The following is a 20,839-nucleotide window of genomic DNA, read 5'->3' on the forward strand; positions in this document are numbered from 1 at the left end:
GTCAAATAAATATGTCCTTATAGAGTCAAATTGACATCATATTACCATATAGAACGGAGCCTACGATGTCGCTATTGCGTCCAATGGATTCAGCCTTTCCGATAGAGCGTCAGCTCGGTGTCGATGCGTCCCCTGTGGTGCTCGTGAACGTCTTCACGCTCGACAAGGCGGACGAACAGACCTTCCTGCAAGCCTGGCAGGACGATGCGGATTTCATGAAGCGCCAGCCGGGCTTCATCTCGACCCAGCTTCACCGCGCGATCGGCGAAAGTCCGACATATCTCAACTATGCGGTCTGGGAATCGACAGCGGATTTCCGTGCTGCGTTCACGCACCCTGAGTTCATCGCCAAACTCTCGGCCTACCCATCCGCGGCCGTCGCATCGCCGCACCTTTTCCAGAAGGTCGCGGTGCCGGGCGTCTGCGTCGCATAGCCGGCGCCATTCGCGTCGCTGCGGAGGCCAAGGGGTTACGCAGCGGCGGCGTGACGACAGTCGCGGTTCAAGGAGGCAGAAGGATGACCCTCGCACGGATCGGCATCGGTACCGCTTCGATCGGCATGGCGCTGATGCTGGCGTCTGCGGCGCCCGCGCAGCAATCGGCGGCGCCAAACGCGGGCCTCTATCTCGGCGCCGACCTTTCTTATGTGAACGAGATGGAGGATTGTGGCGCGATCTTCCGCAAGGGCGGCAAGCCGGTCGATCCATTCGCGCTGCTCAAGGCGGAGGGCGGCAACACGGTGCGCGTACGCATCTGGAACGACCCGCGCTGGACGCGATACAGCAACTATCCCGACGTGCTCAAGACGATCCGCCGCGCCAAAGCCGCGGGCCTGCAAGTGCTGCTCGATTTCCATTATTCGGACGACTGGGCCGATGGCGAGAAGCAGCGCGCGCCGGCCGCATGGGAGAAGCTCGGCACCGAGGAGCAGGCCAAGGCGCTGTACGACTATACGCGGGAGATTCTGGGGAAGCTCGCGGCCGAGAGGTTGATGCCCGAGCTCGTCCAGGTGGGCAACGAGACCAATCCCGAGCTGATGGGCGGCGTGAAGGAGCGTCCGATCGACTGGACCCGCAACGCGCTGCTGCTCAACGCCGGCATCAAAGCGGTGCGCGACGCGGGCAAGGCAAGCGGGACCCGGCCCAGGGTGATGCTCCACATCGCACAGCCGGAGAACGTCGTTCCCTGGTTCGACGACGCGACCGTGGCGGGGGTGATGGACTACGACATCATCGGCATCAGCTATTATCGGAAATGGTCGACCCGGACGATCGCGCAGCTCGGCGAGGTGATCGCCATGGCGAGGAAGCGTTACGATGCCGATGTCGTTGTGGTGGAAACAGCCTATCCTTTCACGAATGCCGGGGCAGACAAAGCCGCCAACCTGCTCGGCCCCGACACGCTCATCCCCGGCTATCCCGCGACGCCTCAGGGGCAGAAGGAATATCTGGTCGACCTGACCCGCGCCGTCGTGCACGCGGGCGGCATCGGTGTGGTTTATTGGGAGCCGGCCTGGGTCTCGACAAGGTGCAAAACGCGTTGGGGCGTTGGCTCCAATTGGGAGAATGCCGCCTGGTTCGACCTCGAGACGCATGAGGCGTTGCCGGCGTTCGAGTTCCTGCGGCAGCGTTACAGGGAATAACGCGCGAGCAAGGGAGTAACGCGCAAGCATAAGCGCCGCCGCGGGATAGGGATGCTTGGACGAGCCGACCAATGCCTATACGAATGGTCGCTTTCGGGCTCTACATGCCGGCTATCGTGCAAGCTCCAGAATTTGCCCGTCCGCAAGCAATCTCGCGCGGAGCCTGGCGTAATCGACGTCCTGCACCGGGACGCCCTCATCGATTGCGATCGACGCCGCCGTGGCGGCGGATTGGCCGAGGATCATGAACACCGGCTCCATCCGGATCGAGCCGTAGGCGATGTGCGATGCCGAGAGCGCGACCGGCACCAACAGGTTCGCCGCCTCGCCCTTTCGCGGCACGATCGCGTCGTAGCTGATCGGATAGGCCCGACCAGGGCTCACTTCGATATTGCCTTCGTTGCGCACGAACCCGCGCGCATCGACGATGCGCTGCACATTGTGCGAATCCATGTTGTAGGAGCCCATGCCGATTGGCCTGGGCATTGGCCGGGTGCCGCGCAGATGCGGCTCGGCCATCACGAAATCGGACACCATCCGCCGGGCCTCGCGCACGTACATCTCGCGCGGCCAATGGGCGGTCTTCACGAACTCGTCCTTGCACAGCCCCCATTTCGACATTTCGGCACGCGTCTCGGCGGGGACACCGGGATCGTTCGCCATGAACCACAGCAGCCCCTGCTGGTAGGTCGTGTGCTCGCGCGCGATCGCGGCACGCTCGGCGTCACTGCCTTCGGGATAGCGATAGTTCATCCCGATATTATCGAACGAGAAGGCGCCGAAATTGTTGGTGTCGGTCTTGCCGTTCGGGATCCGGTCGAACTTCTGGAAGAAGTTGCGATGGCCTGCATGCATATAGCGCTTGAGCAGCGTGTACTGGCTGGCATCATAGGCCGTGGGCTTGGCGAACGGCACGCGGTTGGCGGGCACGTCGGTCAGGCACATGCGATAGGTATAGGCCTGGATCTTCGTATCGGCGGTACCGTCGGGAGCCGGGCGCTCGGCGCTGACCCGCGGCACCAGCCCGCTCCGGGGATCGCCGGGAACCCGGTAAGGGTCCACGTCGAGCGTGAACTGGTGGTTGGTGGTGTTCTCGAGCTGCACGCCGTTGAGCGTCTCGCCATAGGTCGCGTTGGCCTCGCGCCCCACGGTGAAGCGCACGCCGGCGCCGGCCATCAGGTCGCCTTCATAGGTCGCATCGATGAAGACCTTGCCCTCGAAGCGCTGCCCCGATTTCGAGTGGAAAGCAGTAATCTTCCCGCCGGCCATCTCCACGCCGCGCTTCGACCGGTCGAGCGGCTGGTTGCGGACGATCGTCACTCCGGCCTCGCGCGCCCAATCCTCGTAGATCCGCTCGCCGACCTTGGGCTCGAACTGCCACATCGCGTCGCCATCGACGAAATTCTCGGCGCGGGCGGGACGCGGTGCGTGGACCCAGACCGCGGCGTCGTCATAGTGGCGTTTCACCTTGCGGTAGAAGTCGAGCGAGAGGCCGCCGATCGCACGATGGTTGCCGGTGTCGGACCAGCCGAGCCCGTTGGTCGACATGCCGCCGAGATAGTCCTCGCGGCACACCAACAGCACCGACCGTCCCAGCCGTCGCGCCTCGATCGCCGCGACGACGCCGCCGGAGGTGCAGCCATAGACGACGATATCGGCGGACATCGGCGACTGCGGCAACGCGTCGGCTTGGGCCACAGCCATTGTCGTCGGCGCAAGACAGGTCGCCGCTGCGAGCGCGCGGCAGAGAATGCGGTGTATCATGACGTACCTCTCGTCCCTGCTGCTCAGAAGCTCGCGGCGACGCCGAAGAAGATGCGGCGGTCCTCGCGTGCGGTGAAGGTCAGCCGGTCGGGCTCGCCAAGGTACTGGGAGTCGATCTCCTTGGTGAGGTTGATGCCCTCGACCGTCAGCCTCAGATTGGGAGTCAGGTTGATCTGTGCCGATGCGTCGAGCTGTCCGCGTCCCGCGACATAGTTGTTGCCGCCGCTGGCCGCGCCCCCGACGCTGTTCAGATATTCGCTGCGCCAAGTATAGGCCGCGCGCACCGAGAGTGTATCGTCCTCATAATAGCCGATCAGCGTGAAGCTATCGCGCGACAGGCCGGGTAGCGGCAGCTGCTCTCCGGTGATGGCGTCGGTGAGCGGGGTCCTGCTGTCGACATAGGTGTAGTTCGCCTGGATGCCCAGATTGTCGAACGGCGCCGGCAGGAAGCGGAAGGCGTGCTGATAGGCGATCTCGAACCCCCGGATGCTGCCGTCCTCGCCATTTTGCGGCTGCGAGATGTCGAACAACCCGAAGCGTTCCGAGAAGCCGGGAACGAACTCGCGGTTCACGGTGGTCACCGTGAACGAGTCGACCTTCTTGTAGAAGGCCGCGGCCGTCAGCGAGCTCGCGGGCGCAAAGTACCATTCGAGCGTGGCATCGGCCTGCTTCGCCTCGAACGGCCGCAGATTGGGGTTGCCGCGCGAGCCGGTCATCGAAACCGTGTTGGGCACGAAGCTGGCGCTGACCTGGTTGAGGCTCGGCCGCGACACGACCTTCGCGGCGGCGAGGCGCAGCGTCAGATCGTCGCTGAAATCCACCGAGAGATTGGCGCTCGGCAGCCAATAACCGAAGTCCGACTTGATGACGTTCGTCGCAGTCGGCGACAGATATCCCAGCGTCGCGCGGGCGGTGTCGATATAGCGCACGCCCGCATTGCCGCTGTAGCGCAGGGTACCGGCGGTGCCTTCGAAGTTCGCCTTCACATAGGCGCCGAGCGTTTCCTGCGTAACGTCCTTGATCGAGGTCGGCCCGACGGTGATCCTGGTGTCATAGGGATCGGGCGCCGCGAGCCCGAGCCCGTCGCGCGCGGTGCTTTTGTCGAGCGTGCCGCCGAGCAGGTCGCGCGGGAAATCGCCGTCGACGCCGGGAAAGAAGGCGCCATAGTCCTTGCCGTAGCTCAGCCCGGGAAGCTCGTCGACGGTGAGGATGCCGTCGCCGTTGCGGTCGCCCGCGGCGAGCAGGCTGGCCGCGACGGGCAGGTTCTGCGGATCGGCGGCGAGCAGTTCGACCCGCTCGTAGCGCATGCCCACCTCGACCGACGAGAGCGCGCCCCATTCGGTCTTGTATTCCCAGTCGAGCCGCGCGTCGTAGCCCTTGTTGTCGGTCACTGCGTCGTAGTCGAAGATCGACAGCAGCTGGTATCGCGTCGGGTCGTTCGGGTTGAAATTGGCGTCGATCGACAGGTCCGGCACGGCATGGCCGGCGCGGAAGTCGTAGCTCGCATTGGCGACATTGCCCGCACGCGGCACGACGACATAGGTGAAGGACGCGCCCGGTCCTCCGTCGCTGCCCTTGCCGCGGCTGTACGACATGTCGAGGCTCACCCGCGCGCGGTCGTCCTCCCATTTCACCGATCCGCCGAAGAGCGTCGATTTGAGGTCGGTCGGCTCGTCGTAGATGAGCGGGCGGACGGTGACCCCCTGGAACGCGCCGGCGACGACGGTGCCCTGCTCGTTGACGGTCGCGTCCACGTCGTTGTTGTTGAACAGCACCTGATAATTGACGCTGTTCCGCTGGCGCTTCAGCCGATTGTAGGTCGCATCGAGGATGATCTCGAGCGTGTCGGTCGGACGCCATTGTGCCGTGCCGTTCAGCGTCAGCCGCTGCTCGGCGCGATCGAATATCCGTGCCATGAAGCGGTTGGGACGAAACAGCCCGGGATCGTCGACACCGTCGCCATCGCCGTCGATCGCGTTCGTCTGCGTCCATCCGCCCGCATCGAAAGAATAGCCGAGCGTCCTGGTGTCGGAATAAGCGACGCTGGCGAGCATGCCGAACCGGTCGCCGAGCTTCTTCGAGACGAACGCCGATCCACGATAGCCGACATGATCGGCCTGGTCGGCATAAGCGCCCTGAATGCGCCCGGCGACCACCAGGTCATCGAGCTCGAGCGGGCGCTTGGTGCGCAGGTTGACCGTCGCACCGAGCGCGCCCTCGGGCATGTCAGCAGTGGGCGACTTGATCACCACGATCGACGCGAGGATCTCGGGGCTGATCGTCTCCAGCGCCGCGTTGCCGCCATTGCCCGGGCCGATGAAGTTGCGGCCGTTGATCTCGAGCCGGTTCTGCGAGATGCCGCGGATGGTGAAGTTGGAGCCGTCGCCCTCGCGCCGGCTGATCTGGACTCCGGTGACGCGGCTCAGCGATTCGGCGACATTCTGGTCGGGCAGCTTGCCGATATCCTGCGCGGTGATGACGTCGACGATGCTGTCGGCCGCACGTTTGACGTTGATTGATTCCTGCAGCGAGGCGCGGATTCCGGTAACGACGATATCCTCTTCCGGGGTCTCGGCCGACGGATCGGCCTGGGAAGTATCCGACGATGGTGCGCTCGCGCCTATGGATTGCCCGTTTCCCGCGCGTACAATCGCGATGGCGCCGGCCTCTCCGCGCCTGCTGCTCAATCCCGTGCCGCGGAGCAGCGCAGCCAGAGCGCGTTCGGGAGAATCCGAACCACGAAACCCTGCAGAATTGATGCCGTTGACGTCCTCGGCCCTGTAGATGACCGGTCGGCCGGATTGGCGTCCGAAGGCGTCCAGAGCAGCCTTGAGGCTGCCTGAAGGTATGTCGAAGCTCCGCTGTTGCGCTTGTGCCGGCGCCGCGATTGCGAACATACAGGCGCTGGCGGCGAACGCCGCAGCGAGGCTGGTGGACCGCATCCTCTTCCCCCTATCGTGCGGGTGCTCCATCAGTCACCCGTCTCGGGGAATAGAGACAATCAACCTCCCGCAAGCTGTAATGTCATTTTTGAATTTTGATCGCGTCCTGCGTTTCCTCGATCTCGAGCGCATAGGCATCGCGCAGCAGCCGCGCGAAAGCGCCCGGCTCCGATGCGGGAAACGCGCCGCCAATACGGATATTCGCAGCCTCGGGATCGTCGACGAAGATCTTCGTTCGATTGTAGCGGTTGAACTCCAGAGCGATGTCTCCGAGCCGCTCATGATCGAAGCGCAGCATCCCGTCCCGCCATGACAGCGCCTGCTCCACGCGTTCGGGCGAAGCAGACGTAACCAGCGTCGCCGCCCCATCGCTCAGCGCGACACCGCCAGCCGTGACGACCGCCGAGCGCGCCACGCTCGCATGCTCGACATTGTCGACGCGCACGCGCCCTTCGCGCACCCATACCGTGATCTTGTCGCCGAGGCGGCGCACGGAGAACTTCGTGCCCAGAACCGTGATCTTCCGCGGACCGGCGTGCACCACGAAAGGCAGCCCGTCGCGGCGCGCCACCTCGAAGAACGCTTCCCCCTTGTCGAGCCACACCGCACGGCGATCCCCGCCGATCGCGGTTCGCACCCTCGTGTCGGTGTTGAGCTCGACGCGGCTGCCGTCGGATAACCCGAGCGACCGATGCCCACCCACTTCCGTGGCGAAGGCGGCCGTGGCCACGGCGGCCTCCTCTACCCCCGGGCGCCCTTCGTGCAGGCTCACACCGACAACCACCGCAGCGGAGGCCGCGAGGGCAGTCAGGGCCACCCAGGTACGCGGCCGCAGCCGCCGGGCCAATGCGCGCCGTCGCGGCGTCACGGCGAGGCCGCCGCCAAGGGCTGCAAGGCGGTCCGCTTCGCGCCAGCTGTGCTCGAGGCGCCAGAAAGCGGCCTTGTTCAGGTCCGACTCCGCGAGCCAGGCATCCAGCGCCGCCTGGTCGCGATCGGACCAGTCCTTCTGCTCGCGCGCGACGATCCAGTCGGCTGCGCGGTCTCGTGCCGAGCGAGCGTCGGTCATCCTTCGCTCCTTTCCGCGCGCCGTGCGCCGTATCTGCGCCGGACGATCTTGCCGGCGCCGCCGAGCATATGATCGGCAAGCGCCTTCATGCCCATTGCGAGCTGATGATTGACCGCATCCTTGCCGATGCCCAACCGCTCCGACGTCTCGGCGACGTCGAGCCCCTCCACCTTGCGCAGCAGTACGATCTCCCGGACCCGGGGCGACAGCTTGTCGATCCCGGCCTGGACGCGCCGCAATGCATCGCGCGCGTGCAGGTGCCGCTCCGCTTCGAACATATCGATGTCCGCGACCACGGTCTCGAGGTCGGCGACGAGTTCGAAGGAAACGATCCGCGCCCGCTTGGCGCGGTTGATCAGATGATTGCGCGCCACGGCGAACAGATATCCGGGCGTATGGTGTGGAATCGCGTTCCGGGCGCCGCCGATAGCGAGTTCGTAGACGTCGTGCATCAGATCGGTTGCGTCGTCGGCCGCTGGCCAGTTCCGCCGGATGAAACGCAGCAGCGATGGCTCCAGAGGAAGCACCTCCCGGCAGAACCATTCCCGAACTGCCGTATCTTTATCCAAGTGGTCCCATCCGGCTCTCACTGCCCGTTGCAGCTGTTTCCCAAGCCAAGACAATCCGGGCCAGAATATCTGTAATCGAAAATTGTGCCCTTGTCCGTTGCGCACGCTTCACGAGCCACCCTTTCGCACCCACCGGGACGAGCGGCGGCTTCTGGGCACCGCCGCAGGGTCGCCGAACGACCGACTTGGGGCGCATACCTGTCACTCTTCGCGGACGGCTGAAATCGGGCCGGCATCGGCTTCGAGACCGAGATCGACCACGGCGGCATCCTCCGGCAACCGGGCGCCGACGATCCGGAACCCGCTGGCACCACCTGCAAAGCGATTGTCGACCGTCGCCGCGAGGTCCCCCCAGCCATGCTGCCAGCCGGCGCCGAGCCTCGCCGCTACGCTCGAACCGAGCGGGAGCCGCGCATCCGCGCCGAGCGTGAGGAAGGTGCTTTGCTGCTCCGCCTCGCCGATCGACAGCGCAGCGGCGCCCCCGGTCTCGGCGAACGCGTCCGAATGGACGCGGACATTGAAAATCAATGTCTTGACCTCGATGACTGCTCCTTCGCGGAGGTCCGCGTCTGCTTGGAATCGGTTTCGCGCGGGACATTTCGCGCCATTTCGGCGGCTTTGCGGACCGTCCACCGAGCGGGGGGGCGCTTGTGACGAGCCCCGAACCCTCGATAATGTGGTCTCCGACGACCTAAGCTGGCTCAACGAGATCGTGTTTGCGGTATCGGGACGCGACGTCGAGATGAAGTCGCTGCTCGCCGAACGGCTGGCGCAGGAGTATCGTGGTTTTCGAGCGGTGCATGGAACGCGCACCGACGAGGCAGATGGCTAAGGCTTTCCGAACCTCCGCGCCATTCGCGTTGCCAGCTTGGAGAAATCGACGCCATGGCCCGCGTTGAGGATGGCGGCGTGCTGCAGTTGGTTCGCGTCCGGGACGCCCAGAGTTCTGGAGGCAAAAACGATACGGTTCTGCTCGCCTTCGATCGGAACGACGGCGAACGCATCCCCGAATGCGTGTCGCAGGCGACTTTTGGAGATCCCGCGCGCGAGCGGATTATCACACAGATTGACGACGAGGAGGCCATCGTCGCCGAGCCGGTCCCTGCAGTCCCGATAGAATTCGAAGCGGTCGAGCCGCTCCGTCTGCCCGTACCGGTCGAAACCATCGACCAGAATGACATCGGGACGCGATGGATCGTCGCGCGCGAAGTCGGCGCCGTCGGCATGGATCACCCGAAAGCGGCCGTCGTCCTGCGGGATCCGGAAGCGGTCGCGCAGCGCAATCACCCGCGGATCTATCTCGACGACCGTGATGTCGGCATCGGGGAGGTAACGGTGGCAAAATTTGGCCAGCGACCCGCCGCCGAGTCCAATCATCTCGATGCGACGCGGCATGGGGCGCAGCAGCAGAAACCCCATCATGACGCGGGTATAGTCGAGAAGGAGCCTGTTCGGGTCGCTGAGACGCATCACGCTCTGCATCATTGAAGGGTCGAACAGCAACGCGCACAGGTCGCCGAGCTCAAGCAGCGCCGGACCGTCGATGCCGAACGGGGCATCGAGCACCAGCGCAAAGTCGCGCGCGTCGGCTTCGTGTTCGCGCAGGCAGGCCGCGATCGCCGGCCGCCCATGATCCAGCGCGGCCACGACATCGAGCAGTAGATTCACCTCGGCCCGGTCGCGGCGCGTCCGGTCCGCTTCCGTATCTTCCTGGACGCGTGCAACCCTCGGCCAGGAAACGCCCGGCGATAGGTGGTTCGAGGTGCAGGATCCGTCAGGGGCCGCGGGCGGGTCGAACGGAAAGGCCATGCAGTCAGGCATCCCGGCGCAGCCCTGAGCCCGGACGGGTGACGGTTTCGCCGTTCCCCGTTCGCGTGCGTTCGATTGCCATGGCTCCTCCCTGGCGTCCGGGATGGCGCGCCTCATTCATGGTTGCAGCAGAAAGATCACTATATCATACGCGCATATGCATTGATAAGATTGTAATTTGATGTTTCATACATCATTATAGGTGAATGATCACTTCGCAACAGCTTCGCGCCGCGCGCGCGCTTCTCGGGCTTGACCAGCGCCAGCTCGCCGAGCTCGCCGGCGTCTCGCTGCCGACCATCCAGCGGATGGAGGCGTCCGATGGCCAGGTGCGCGGCGTGGTCGACACGCTGGTCAAGGTCATCTCCGCGCTCGAGGAAGCTGGTATCGAGCTGCTCGGCGAGAACGCCCCCAGTACCGGCCTGGGACGTGGAGTGCGGCTGCGCGAGACAGCGGCCGGGCGCGCCCCGCGGGGCAAGCTGACCCTGCTCTTCGACCGCAAGCCCGAAGGGGCGGGCGACGATGCTACATGACGCGCGGATGACGGCGTTCACGCCCAAGCTGATCACCACGGTCCGCGAGGGCTATGGCTTCGATCGCTTCCGCAAGGACGCGATTGCCGGGCTGACGGTCGCGGTGGTCGCGCTTCCGCTCGCCATGGCGCTCGGCATCGCCAGCGGAGCATCGCCCGACAGGGGGTTGATCACCGCGGTGATCGCCGGCTTCTTGATCTCCGCGCTCGGCGGGTCGCGCGTGCAGGTGGGTGGCCCCACCGGTGCGTTCGTCGTGGTCGTGTTCAACGTCATCGCCGCGCATGGCTATGACGGCCTGCTCTTGGCGACGTTGATGGCGGGCGCGATCCTCGTTGTCGCCGGCTATGCCCGGTTCGGGCAATTCGTGAAATTCATTCCGCACCCGGTCGTGACCGGCTTCACCGCCGGGATCGCGGTCATCATCGCGTCGAGCCAGGTCAAGGACTTCCTCGGGCTGGCGATCGAGAAGGTTCCCGCCGACTTCGTGCCCAAATGGCAGGCCTATCTGGGCGCGTCCGGTACGATCGAACCCTGGACGCTCGGAGTCGGACTGGGCTCGCTGGCGCTGATCGTCGGGTTACGCCGCGCGGCGCCGCGGCTGCCCGGCTATCTCATTGCGGTCGTGCTCGCCTCGCTCTGCGTCGCGCTGCTGCACTTGCCGGTCGACACCATCGGATCGCGATTTCCGCCGCTGCCGCACGGCCTCCCCGCGCCGGGACTGCCGGCCTTCTCGCTCGCCAAGGTACAGGCCGTGCTGCCCTCGGCCTTCACCATCGCGTTCCTCGCCGGCATCGAAGCGCTACTATCGGCGGTCGTCGCCGACGGCATGATCGGGTCGAAACACCGTTCGAACCAGGAACTGGTCGGTCAGGGTGTCGCGAACATCGCCTCGGCGCTGTTCGGCGGCCTTCCCGCGACCGGGGCGATCGCGCGGACTGCGACCAACGTCAAGTCGGGCGCGCTGACGCCCGTCGCGGGAATGCTGCACGCCGCGTTCCTGCTGTTGTTCATGCTCGCCGCCGGCGGCCTGATGGCCTATGTCCCCATGGCAGCGCTCGCCGCGATCCTGTTCATGGTGGCATGGGGGATGAGCGAGCACCGGCGCTTCTTCGCGCTGCTGCGCATGCCCAATGGCGATCGCTCGGTCCTGCTGCTGACCTTCGGTCTGACCGTGCTGGTCGACCTCACCGTCGCGATCGGTGTCGGCGTGACCGTCGCCTCGCTCCTGTTCATGGCGCGGATGAGCGAGACGGTTCGGGTCGATGCCCAGGGCCGCCTTCTGACGGACGGCGACGAGGAAGCCGAAGAGATCGGCCAGCGCGACGCATTGCCGCCGGGCGTGGAAGTGTTCCGCATCGACGGGCCGTTCTTCTTCGGTGTCGCGGGCGAGTTGCTCGATGCGCTGCGGCGGATCGGCCAGAGCCCACGGGTGATCATCCTGCGGATGCGGCGCGTTCCGTTCCTCGACGCGAGCGGCGTCACCGCCGTGGTCGAGTTCGTGCATCAGGCAAGCGCGGCGGGCGCCCAGGTCATCGTGTCAGGCGCGGCCAGCCAGCCGCGTACCATGCTCGCCCGCACGGGGCTCGGGTCAGCTGACAGCCACCTCGTCCACTATGCCGTCGACTATGCCGAAGCACTCGGGATTGCGGACGCGATCGTCGAGACGCCGGACCAGATCTAGCGCGCGCCAGGGTGACCTGCAGCCGCCGAAGCGGGACGGTGGCGATCATCGGCCCACAATTGTGGCGAACCTGCCTGGCACCGGGGTCGACCGTCATTCCTCCGTCTCGACGGTGAGCTGCATGACGCTTCGGGCGCCTACTTCCGCGACTCGGCGGAAGCCCACGAAGAAACGGGTGGGCGCAGTGAAGCTGGCGCCTGGGCGCCCCTTTTTTGCGTGAGGGTTCAGCACGGACAGCGTCAGCCTCGACTGGGACGGAGATTCGTCGAGATCCGTTCGATTCTATCACCTCGCATCCGCAGGCTCGCCAGATCCGCGCCGATACTCGCCCGAGCGAAAGGCAGGAGCTTCAGCGCTCCTTGCGAGATCTGCGGTCTGTCGTGGCGATCAGCAAAGCAGCAATAACGTCGAAACATTCGCCTAACTCTGGCTTAGGAGAATTAGGCGCCCAGCTATCACGATGCCGACGGCTCGATTCCCGATATGACCCAATCACGCCCTTCCTGCACCGTCGCCACGATACGGGCATAGGGTTGGGTGAAGAGGCGGCGGACCTGGGCGTGTAAATCGGCAAGCGGATTTCCGTACTCTTCCGGTCCATCATTCAGGTGTCCCAACGACGCGGCACTATATTGCGCCACTGCACATGATCCCGGCATTGGGCTCCCGTACACTCAACGTCATTTGGCTTTGGAGGGTCCGTAGGCCGCCTTGATCCGCTCCATCTCCTCGCTCGACAGCGGCAAGATGGAACCATGGCGGAATTCGAAGGGAAAGCTGAAGCCGCCGCTGGCGTCGAACTGTCCGGAAGACAGGTTCCTGGTCACGAAGGGCTGATAGCCTCGCCCGGCGGAATAATGGTCGAGGATGAGCGCCCAGGTTGCGGGTCGCTGCGCATTCCCCGGTTCGATCACATAGGCTTCCGGCCCTTCGTAACCGACGAGTTTCGCAAGCGAGAAATCAGGCACCTCGCGCCACGGGCCTTCCAGGCGTTCGGCCGCCTCCATCGTGATGGCCTTGAACTTCTCGTCCTTGGTGAAGCGGTAATATTTCCCGCCGTCACGCACGATTGTCGTGTCGATGATGGTCGTGGGCTTCTCGATATAGACGAACGGCGCGCCAAAGGTCCGGAAGTCCTTCGTCCGCGCGCCCCAGATGCGATGCTTGGAAAAGCCGTCCCTCTTCGTGGTGGACGCCCAGAAGACCAGATAGTCGCCGCGCTCCTCGTCATAGATCGCCTCCGGTGCCCAGGCGCAGCCGGCGTCTTCCGGCGCCACTGCGACGGCACGCGGCGACGACCAGTGAACCAGATCCTTCGATTCCCAGATGATGATGGATCGACTGCCTGCGTTGACGGCGCGCTTCCAGTCCCGGGTGTGATGCATCGAGAGATCGGTAGCGATGAGGTAGAAGGTCTTCCCGTCATGCGCCCGCAGGAGATACGGGTCGCGCACGCCCTTGTCCCCGATCGTGCTCACCAGCACAGGCTTCGCGTCGTTGAGCGCGGTCCAGTTCCGCCCATCCGAGCTCAGTCCGAAATAGATCTGCTCGGCCGCCGCATCTCCTCCGTTCTTGAAGGTTGCAAACAGATATCCGGCCTGGGCCGCCGCAGCTTGAGTCGTAGCCGCGACGCCGACGAGGGTCAGCGCCATCATCCCCAGGCAACGCCGGGCGAAGCTGATATGACGATACATGGCTTTGACTCCGTGACGGTCGAGAACTGTCGGCAGACTGCGACGGCACGCCCCTAATTCCATATGCCCTGGAGCGGAAGTATCTCGCGGGCCGTCAGCCGTTCGTCCGCTTCTCCCGGGACAGGAGAAGGCGGACGGACCGTCAACTACGGACGAAGCCGTGCATACGGAGCCAGTCGGTAAAGGCGTCGAACCAGCCGGTGCTGGTGGTCTCCTTCCTGTACATGCCGAAGCCGTGTCCGCCCTGCTCGTAGAGGTGGAACTCGACCGGCCGCTTCGCCGCTCTCCAGCCATCGACAAGGCCGTACTCGCGGCTCCCGAAGAGCGGATCGTCGGCAGCAAGCGCGACGAACAGCGGCGGCGCGTCGGCTGGCACCGTCACCGGCGCGAGCGGGCCGTAAATGTCGGCGATGAACGCGGGCTTCGCGTCCTGCCCGGCGAGCGTGGTGGCGATCGTCAGCATCGCGCCCGCCGAAAAGCCGATCATGCCGACGCGTTCGGGATCGATCCGCCATTCCTTCGCGCGGCTGCGGATCAACGCGAACGCGGCGCGGGCGTCGGCGATTTGCGGCGCGAGGCGGGCGATTGCGGCCCCGGGCGCGGGACGCGGCGGCCGGGCCGCACCCGAGAACATCTCCTGCGTCGAGCGCTCGAAGGCTGCCATATCCTGCGGCGTCTGGTTGAGGCGGTATTTGAGCACGAACGCCGCCACGCCTCTGTCCGCGAGCGCCTTGGCGACATCCCAGCCTTCATTGTCCATCGACAGGGTCCGGAATCCGCCGCCCGGCGCGACGACGACCGCTGCACCGGTGGCCTTCGCCGGATCCGGAAGAAAGGGCGTGAGCGTGGCGACGGTGACGTTTCGTGCGAACCTGCTGCCATATTGGCGGTGCCACGCCTCGGAGGCGGCGGCCCCCGGCAATGCGCCCGTCCCCAGCTCGATCGCATCCGGCTGCGCGGGTGCCGCTATCGGCGTCATCCTGTCGTCCTGCGCGCGGGCGCTCGGCGCAAGCGCGCCGGAGGCGGCGAGCGCAACCGCAAACACATTGGTACCGATCCAGCGTAGTCGATGCGTGACAGCCATCGTCCTCATCCTCTCCATCACATGCTCTCGTGGAAGTTCGGTTTGCGGTTACCGGGAAGCCGGCACCGAGACCCCGGCCTCGGTCTGGGCCACCGGCTTCATCGTGCCGTCGGGATTGTATCGAAGATGCTCGACGGTGACTGCGCGCCGTCCGATCGCGCCGCTCAAGTCGCCGATCGCGAGGGTCGCGTTGTGGAGGAAAAGGTACCAGTTCCCCTTGAACTCGGCGATGCCGGGATGGATCGTGAAGCTGTACTTGCCCGATCCGGTCAGCTCGCCGCGATACGTCCAAGGGCCCTTGATCGAAGACGCGGTGGAATAGGAGATTTTCTCGTCGCGGTGCTTCGACCGATCGAGCGAGGCATAGGTCAGGTAATAGAGCCCGCCGCGCTTGTGCAGCCACGGGCCCTCTTCGAAATGCGGCGGGGTGATCTCGGTGATCGGGCCGTCGATCTCGATCATGTTGGGCTTGAGCTTCGCGATGTAGCACTGCCGGTTGCCCCAGGCGATCCAGGTGGTGCCGTCATCGTCGGTGAACACCGTCGGATCGATGTCCTCCCAGCTGTGCGTGCCCTTGGGCGTCATCTCGTTGGTGATGAGCGCCGAGCCCTTGGCGTCGACGAACGGGCCGGTGGGGCTGTCGGACACGGCGACCGCGATCGCCTTGCCCGGATGCGTATTGTCATGCTCGACCGCCGCGTAGAACCAGAACTTGCCGTTCTTCCGGATCGCCTGCGACGCCCAGGCGTCCTGCTTCGCCCATTTGAAGTCGGCCACCTTCAGGATCGGGCCGTGGCCGGTCCAATGCTTCATGTCGGTGGTGGAATAGACCAGCCACTCGCGCATGTTGAACATCTCGTCGCGCTGCGCTTCGTCGTGCCCGACATAGAGGTAGAGCCGGTCGTCCACCACGAGCGGCGCCGGATCGGCGGTGAACTTGTCCCGGAAGAGCGGATTGGCCCCCTGCGTCGCGGGCGCCGTCTGTCCGAATGCGGCAACGGGCGATGTTAGCGCTATCATAAATGATGCCGCGAAGGCCGCCCGCCTGATCCTCTCTCTCACATCGCTCTCCAGGATTATTTGTGGAAATATTAGTCTGACTATTATCGGAGATTCAATCCCGCGCGCTTTCCGGGGTCTCGATCGGGTTGGTGGATAGCTGGTTACGCCGCCGGGCGAGCACCGCCACCTGGCCCAGCGAAAAGCTGACGCACAGCGCAAGTTGCAGATAGCCTTTGCGGAACAGCGAGACGATCCGGGCATCGTCGAGATCGTCCAGCCGGTCCCGGCTCACGGTATAGAGGCCCTGGAGCGACAGCTTCCGGCCATCGTCGAAGCGCAACTGCGTGGCCGTTGGGCTTGCGGGGCGCGCGCGGCGGAGCGGGCGCTGCAGGAAAATCGCGTGTAGAGCGAGCGGTTCCGCAATCGCCTGCCCAGGCATCGAGACCTCATCAACAAGATCGCCGAGCATGGACTGCAGCCCGTCTGAGCTGCACGCGCCGACGTTTCGACACGAGCGAGCATCGCTTCTGTGGATATGAAAATCATTTGCCACATATGAAAAATAAGCTAGGAATCTTTTCCGCAAAGCGAGCATCGGCACGGGATGAAATTACACTAGGCGCGAGCGCTCCCGCGTCCAAGGTCGCGATCGAGCACGTGCCGGACGATCGCCGCGTCGCGGAGAGACGGAGACAGAAGGGCATGTCGTCAGTCAGAGGTTTCAAGCCGGGATTGCTATTGGCCCTGGCTTTGGCTGCCGTCCCGGCCTGGGCGGAAACACGCAGCCTGTCTCAGGACTGGCTGTTCCATGCGGGTGACGCCGCGGGGGCAGAGAAGCCTGGCTTCGACGATCGCGGATGGCGTCCGGTCGTCGTCCCGCACGACTGGTCAATCTTGGACAAGGCCGATGGCAGCTCGCCCTTCGATCCGAACACGCCCTCGGGGCAGGATTCGGGGTATCTGCCCGGCGGTATCGGTTGGTACCGGCGCCATTTGACGCTTTCGCCCGCCGAGGCCGACCGCGTCGTCAGGCTGAATTTCGAAGCCGTCTATATGGACGCCGACATCTGGCTGAACGGCGAGCATCTGACGCGGCACCGCTATGGCTATACGGCCTTTGCGCTCGACGTGACCGGCAAGGTGCGCGCGGGCGACAATGTCATCGTCGTGCGTGCGCACCACGCGGATCCCTCCTCGCGCTGGTACGCCGGGTCCGGCCTGATCCGGCCGGCGAGCGTCGAGATACTGGACCGGGTGCATCTGGATCCCGACAGCATCTTCGTAACCACGCCCGAGGCGACCGAGGAACGCGGCGTGGTATCGGCCCAGGCGACGGTCGCCAACCGGTCGAACGCCGCGCAGAACCTCGAGTTGGTGACCCGCGTGGTGTCCGCGCGGGGCGAGACAGTCGCCGAGGCGCGCCGGACGCAGACGCTCGCCCCCGGCGCGCGATCGGAGGCCGTGCAAAAGCTCGAGCTGGCGCGGCCCCGGTTGTGGTCGCCCGGTTCCCCCAACCTCTACACCCTCGTCCAGGAGGTGCGCGTCGGCGGCGCAGTGGTCGACGAGAGGCGCACGCGCTTCGGCCTGCGCACCGTGACCCTGGACGCTCGCAACGGACTGCGCATCAACGGCAAGCCCGTGAAGCTGCGCGGCGGTAATATCCATCACGACAATTACATGATCGGCGCCGCCGGCGCGCCGGACGCCGACGCGCGCAAGGTCGCGCTGATGAAGGCGGCGGGATATAATGCCATCCGCAACGCCCATAATCCGGCCAGCCAGGCCACGCTCGATGCCGCCGACGAACTGGGCATGCTGGTCATCAACGAAGCCTTTGACAGCTGGAACAAGACCAAGCGCCCGCAGGACTATGCGCGCTTCTTCGCCGACAATTGGGCGCGGGATATCGACAGCCTGGTAATCAGCGGCCGAAACCACCCGAGCGTCCTGTTCTGGAGCATCGGCAACGAGATTCCCGAAGACGGAACGCCGCAGGGCATGGAGACCGGCCGGAAACTGGTCGATCGGGTTCGCCGCCTCGATTCGACCCGCCCCGTTACGCAGGGCATGAACGCCGATCCTCCCCGAAGCTCGAACCAGGCCGCTTTGCTCGATGTCGGCGGGTTCAACTATCACGCGCACGATTTCGACGCGGAGCACGCGAAGTTCCCCGAGCGGATCCTGTACACCTCGGAGTCGCTCCCGAAGGACGCCTTCTCCTATTGGCAGTATGTCGAGACCAAGCCCTGGGTCATCGGCGACTTCGTCTGGACCGCGGTGGACTATATCGGCGAGAGCGGCATCGGCTGGATGGGCTACAGCCAGGACTGGCAGAAGCTCGGGCCCTATCCCTGGAACCTCGCCTATAGCGGCGAAATCGACGCGACCGGACGCAAGCGTCCCGCCGCTTATTACCGCGAGATCCTCTGGAAGACGGGGATCGATCCGATCGCGGTCTTCGTCCGGCAACCCGCCGGCACCGAGGATCTGCCCGACCGCCATTTCTTCCCGATCACGCCCCCACATCTCGATTGGTCGCTCGACGATGTGCACCCGAGCTGGACCTGGCCGGGCCAGGAGAACAAGCCGCTCGAGGTCAACGTCTATTCGGAATTCCCGGAAGTCGAGCTGTTCCTCAACGGGAAGAGCCTGGGCCGTCGCACCGTCGGCGTGGAAAGCGAGTATAAGGCGGTTTTCAAGGTGCCCTATGCGCCCGGAAATCTCACCGCCATCGGCTATCGCGACGGTCGGGAGGCCGGAAGATGGACGCTGCGCACCGCAGGTCCGCCCGCGCAGGCCCATGTCGCGATCGACCGCGCACGCATGACCGCGAATGGCGAGGATCTCGCCTATCTCACGGTGGAGCTCGAGGACGCCGACGGCACGCCCATCTACGCGCGCGACAAGGACCGGCAGGTGCGCGTCCATGTTCGCGGCGCGGGCACACTGGCGGGCATCGGCAACGGCAATCCGATGGATGTGTCCAGCTTCCAGACCGGTGCGCGCAAGACCTTCCACGGCCGCGCGGTTGCCGTGATCCGCGCCGGCACGACGGCCGGCCCCATCATCCTCGACGTGGAGGTCGAAGGGCTGCCGGCCCGGCAGGTCCGGCTCGATGCGATCGCCGGGACCGTCCGGTGACTCTCCCCTGGTTCTGACGGAGAGCAAATGTGATCCTCCTCGCTTCCGTACTTGCCGCATCTCAGGTCGTGCTGGCTTCCCCCGACGACCGCGTCAGCATCGCTGTCGCTTCCGATGGCGGAAGCTATTCGGTCACGCGCAGGGGGGAACGGATTCTTGCGGCATCGCCTCTGGGGCTGGAGCTCGCGGATGGCGGCGATTTCTCGGGCCTGGAGCTCGTCGACGTCACGCGGCAGAGCGGCCGCCGCGAACTTTCGCTGATCGCGACCAAGGCGAATAGCGCGCGGGACTGGTACAACGGGGCGACTATCCGCTTCCGGGAGCGCGCGGGCGCCAGGCGCAGCATCACGCTCGAGCTTCGCGCCTATGATGACGGCGTGGCGTTTCGCTATCTGCTGCCGAAAGGCGCACCCGTTGCGCTGCGGGGAGAGAAGACCGGGTTCCGGTTCGTTGGCGATCCGACCTGCGAAGTCACCGAATATTCCGGCTCGCACGAGAATGCGTTCCAGACCCTGAAGATCTCGCAACTCGACAAGGCCAAGCTCTACGATCTGCCGGCTCTCTGCGCATCGGTGTCGGGCCGCACGCATTTCGCGTTCGCACAGGCCGGAATCGAGGCCTATGCGGGATCGAGCCTCACGCCCCTTCCCGACGGTCTGCAAGTGAAAGTGACGCCGCGGCCGGATCGTCCGGACGTGGCGGTCCTGTCGCCCGACGGGCTGCGGAGTGCGTGGCGTGTCGTCATGATGGGCGACCGCGCGGGCGACTTGATCGAGTCCACGCTGATCCAGAGCCTGTCGCCGCCTCCAAAGGGCGATTTCGCATGGGTGAAGCCGGGCAAGGCGGCCTGGGACTGGTGGTCCGGTCCGATCGTGGGCGAAAAGCCGACCATGGAGCGATATCGCCGCTTCATCGATTTCGCAGCCGCGTCCGGCTTCCCCTATTTCATGATCGACGTCGGCTGGGCGCTCAACACCGGTCCCTGTTGCGCCGCGGACCCGAAGACCGACGTGACGAGGAGCGAGCCGTCCATCGATGTGCCCGCCCTCGTGGAATATGCGTCGAGCAAGGGCGTCGGCCTGCTGCTCTGGCTTCACTGGCAGCATATCGAGCCCCGGATGGACGAGGTTCTGGACACCTATCAACGGTGGGGGATCAAGGGCGTAAAGGTCGACTTCATGGAGCGCGACGACCAGGAAATGGTCGCCTTCTATGTCCGCCTGGCCGCGGCGACGGCGCGACGCCATCTTCTGCTCGACATGCACGGCGCCTTCCCGCCGGCGGGCCTCGCGCGAACCTGGCCCAATTTCATCACGCAGGAAGGCGTGATGGGGGCCGAGTACAACAAGTTCGACTGGGGGAAGGTGACGCCGGGGCACAATGTGAAACTGGCGTTCACGCGTATGCTGTTGGGGCCGATGGACTTTACGCCCGGCGGATTTCGCAACAGCACGCCCCAGTCCTACAAGGCGCAGGACGTCATGCCGATGACCCGGAATACGCGTGGCCAGGCGCTGGCGCAGTTCGTCGTGTACGACAGTCCGTTGCAGATGGTGGCGGACGCGCCGGAGGCCTATGCCCGCGCTTCCGGCTTCGAGTTCCTCGAGATGGTTCCGACGGCCTGGGACGAAACCCGATTCATCAGCGGATCGCCCGACAGCTTCATCGTTCTCGCCCGCCGCAAGGGAAGGAGCTGGTACATCGGCGCCATGACCAATGAAGAGGGGCGCGATGTTGAAATTCCCCTCCGGATCCTTGGCACTGGCAAATACCGGGCGACGATCTGGCAGGATGGCGCCTCAGCCAATGACGTCGTGCGGACAACGACCGACGCGACACGCCGGGACAGCTTGAGCATCCGCATGCGCCCAGGCGGCGGCGCGGCCGTTCTTCTCGAGCCGGTCCGATGAGG

17 protein-coding genes are annotated in these 20,839 nt (G+C 65.1%); 7 read left to right on the forward strand and 10 right to left on the reverse strand.

Translation table 11 applies throughout. The features are described from left to right. Positions 1 to 65: 65 nt before the first annotated feature. Both MT490_RS10880 and MT490_RS10885 read left to right on the forward strand, forming a co-directional pair. The gene (locus MT490_RS10880) at positions 66 to 434 is read left to right on the forward strand and encodes an antibiotic biosynthesis monooxygenase family protein (RefSeq protein ID WP_297387176.1); all 369 of its coding nucleotides are present in this window, start codon (positions 66 to 68) and stop codon (positions 432 to 434) included. Positions 435 to 517: 83 nt separating this feature from the next. After that, complete coding sequence (locus MT490_RS10885; protein ID WP_297387179.1) at positions 518 to 1,642, forward strand: arabinogalactan endo-1,4-beta-galactosidase; 1,125 nt, start codon at positions 518 to 520, stop codon at positions 1,640 to 1,642. 111 nt (positions 1,643 to 1,753) lie between these two features. Here MT490_RS10885 and MT490_RS10890 read toward each other — a convergent pair whose 3' ends face one another. From MT490_RS10890 to MT490_RS10910, 5 genes are all read right to left on the reverse strand, one after another. Next, entirely contained in the window at positions 1,754 to 3,346 is a 1,593-nt protein-coding gene (locus MT490_RS10890) for an FAD-dependent oxidoreductase (protein ID WP_297387182.1), read from the reverse strand. An 83-nt stretch (positions 3,347 to 3,429) separates the two neighbouring features. Continuing rightward, on the reverse strand, positions 3,430 to 6,348 hold the full coding sequence (locus MT490_RS10895; RefSeq protein ID WP_297387185.1) for a TonB-dependent receptor: 2,919 nt from the start codon (positions 6,346 to 6,348) through the stop codon (positions 3,430 to 3,432). 82 nt (positions 6,349 to 6,430) lie between these two features. Further along, on the reverse strand, positions 6,431 to 7,414 hold the full coding sequence (locus tag MT490_RS10900; RefSeq protein WP_297387188.1) for a FecR domain-containing protein: 984 nt from the start codon (positions 7,412 to 7,414) through the stop codon (positions 6,431 to 6,433). Next, positions 7,411 to 7,983 (reverse strand): RNA polymerase sigma factor, encoded by a 573-nt coding sequence (locus MT490_RS10905; protein WP_297387191.1) that lies wholly within the window; start codon positions 7,981 to 7,983, stop codon positions 7,411 to 7,413. Before MT490_RS10905 ends, MT490_RS10900 begins: the two co-directional genes overlap by 4 nt. Positions 7,984 to 8,184: 201 nt before the next feature. After that, positions 8,185 to 8,511: an autotransporter outer membrane beta-barrel domain-containing protein gene (locus MT490_RS10910; protein ID WP_297387192.1), complete on the reverse strand. Its 327-nt coding sequence runs from the start codon at positions 8,509 to 8,511 to the stop codon at positions 8,185 to 8,187. A gap of 148 nt (positions 8,512 to 8,659) precedes the next feature. Here MT490_RS10910 and MT490_RS10915 point away from each other — a divergent pair, with 148 nt between their 5' ends. Beyond that, a complete protein-coding gene (locus MT490_RS10915; protein ID WP_297387194.1) occupies positions 8,660 to 8,815 on the forward strand; it encodes a hypothetical protein in 156 nt (51 codons plus the stop codon). Here MT490_RS10915 and MT490_RS10920 read toward each other — a convergent pair. Then, entirely contained in the window at positions 8,812 to 9,792 is a 981-nt protein-coding gene (locus tag MT490_RS10920) for a fused MFS/spermidine synthase (protein WP_297387196.1), read from the reverse strand. The genes MT490_RS10915 and MT490_RS10920 overlap by 4 nt on opposite strands. Before the next feature lie 206 nt (positions 9,793 to 9,998). Here MT490_RS10920 and MT490_RS10925 point away from each other — a divergent pair, with 206 nt between their 5' ends. Both MT490_RS10925 and MT490_RS10930 read left to right on the forward strand, forming a co-directional pair. Beyond that, a complete protein-coding gene (locus tag MT490_RS10925; protein WP_297387198.1) occupies positions 9,999 to 10,325 on the forward strand; it encodes a helix-turn-helix domain-containing protein in 327 nt (108 codons plus the stop codon). Continuing rightward, a complete protein-coding gene (locus tag MT490_RS10930; protein ID WP_297387201.1) occupies positions 10,315 to 12,006 on the forward strand; it encodes a SulP family inorganic anion transporter in 1,692 nt (563 codons plus the stop codon). The genes MT490_RS10925 and MT490_RS10930 overlap by 11 nt, the downstream gene beginning before the upstream one ends. 680 nt (positions 12,007 to 12,686) lie before the next feature. Here the strand turns inward: MT490_RS10930 and MT490_RS10935 are convergent. The 4 genes from MT490_RS10935 to MT490_RS10950 form a co-directional block, all read right to left on the reverse strand. Further along, complete coding sequence (locus MT490_RS10935; protein ID WP_297387204.1) at positions 12,687 to 13,700, reverse strand: glycoside hydrolase family 43 protein; 1,014 nt, start codon at positions 13,698 to 13,700, stop codon at positions 12,687 to 12,689. 142 nt (positions 13,701 to 13,842) lie between these two features. Then, positions 13,843 to 14,784, reverse strand: coding sequence for an alpha/beta hydrolase (locus MT490_RS10940; RefSeq protein WP_297387207.1), 942 nt, complete (start codon positions 14,782 to 14,784; stop codon positions 13,843 to 13,845). A gap of 48 nt (positions 14,785 to 14,832) precedes the next feature. Further along, a complete protein-coding gene (locus MT490_RS10945; protein WP_297387210.1) occupies positions 14,833 to 15,804 on the reverse strand; it encodes a glycoside hydrolase family 43 protein in 972 nt (323 codons plus the stop codon). Between the two features lie 94 nt (positions 15,805 to 15,898). Continuing rightward, the gene (locus MT490_RS10950) at positions 15,899 to 16,255 is read right to left on the reverse strand and encodes a SapC family protein (protein WP_297387212.1); all 357 of its coding nucleotides are present in this window, start codon (positions 16,253 to 16,255) and stop codon (positions 15,899 to 15,901) included. Between the two features lie 233 nt (positions 16,256 to 16,488). Between MT490_RS10950 and MT490_RS10955 the strand changes: the two genes are divergently transcribed. Both MT490_RS10955 and MT490_RS10960 read left to right on the forward strand, forming a co-directional pair. Then, positions 16,489 to 18,927 (forward strand): glycoside hydrolase family 2 TIM barrel-domain containing protein, encoded by a 2,439-nt coding sequence (locus tag MT490_RS10955; protein ID WP_297387214.1) that lies wholly within the window; start codon positions 16,489 to 16,491, stop codon positions 18,925 to 18,927. Between the two features lie 29 nt (positions 18,928 to 18,956). Continuing rightward, positions 18,957 to 20,837, forward strand: a complete 1,881-nt coding sequence (locus MT490_RS10960; RefSeq protein WP_297387216.1) for a glycoside hydrolase family 97 protein — start codon at positions 18,957 to 18,959, stop codon at positions 20,835 to 20,837. Positions 20,838 to 20,839: the final 2 nt, after the last annotated feature.

This window comes from Sphingomonas sp., from assembly GCF_026460985.1.
Taxonomy (GTDB): domain Bacteria; phylum Pseudomonadota; class Alphaproteobacteria; order Sphingomonadales; family Sphingomonadaceae; genus Sphingomonas.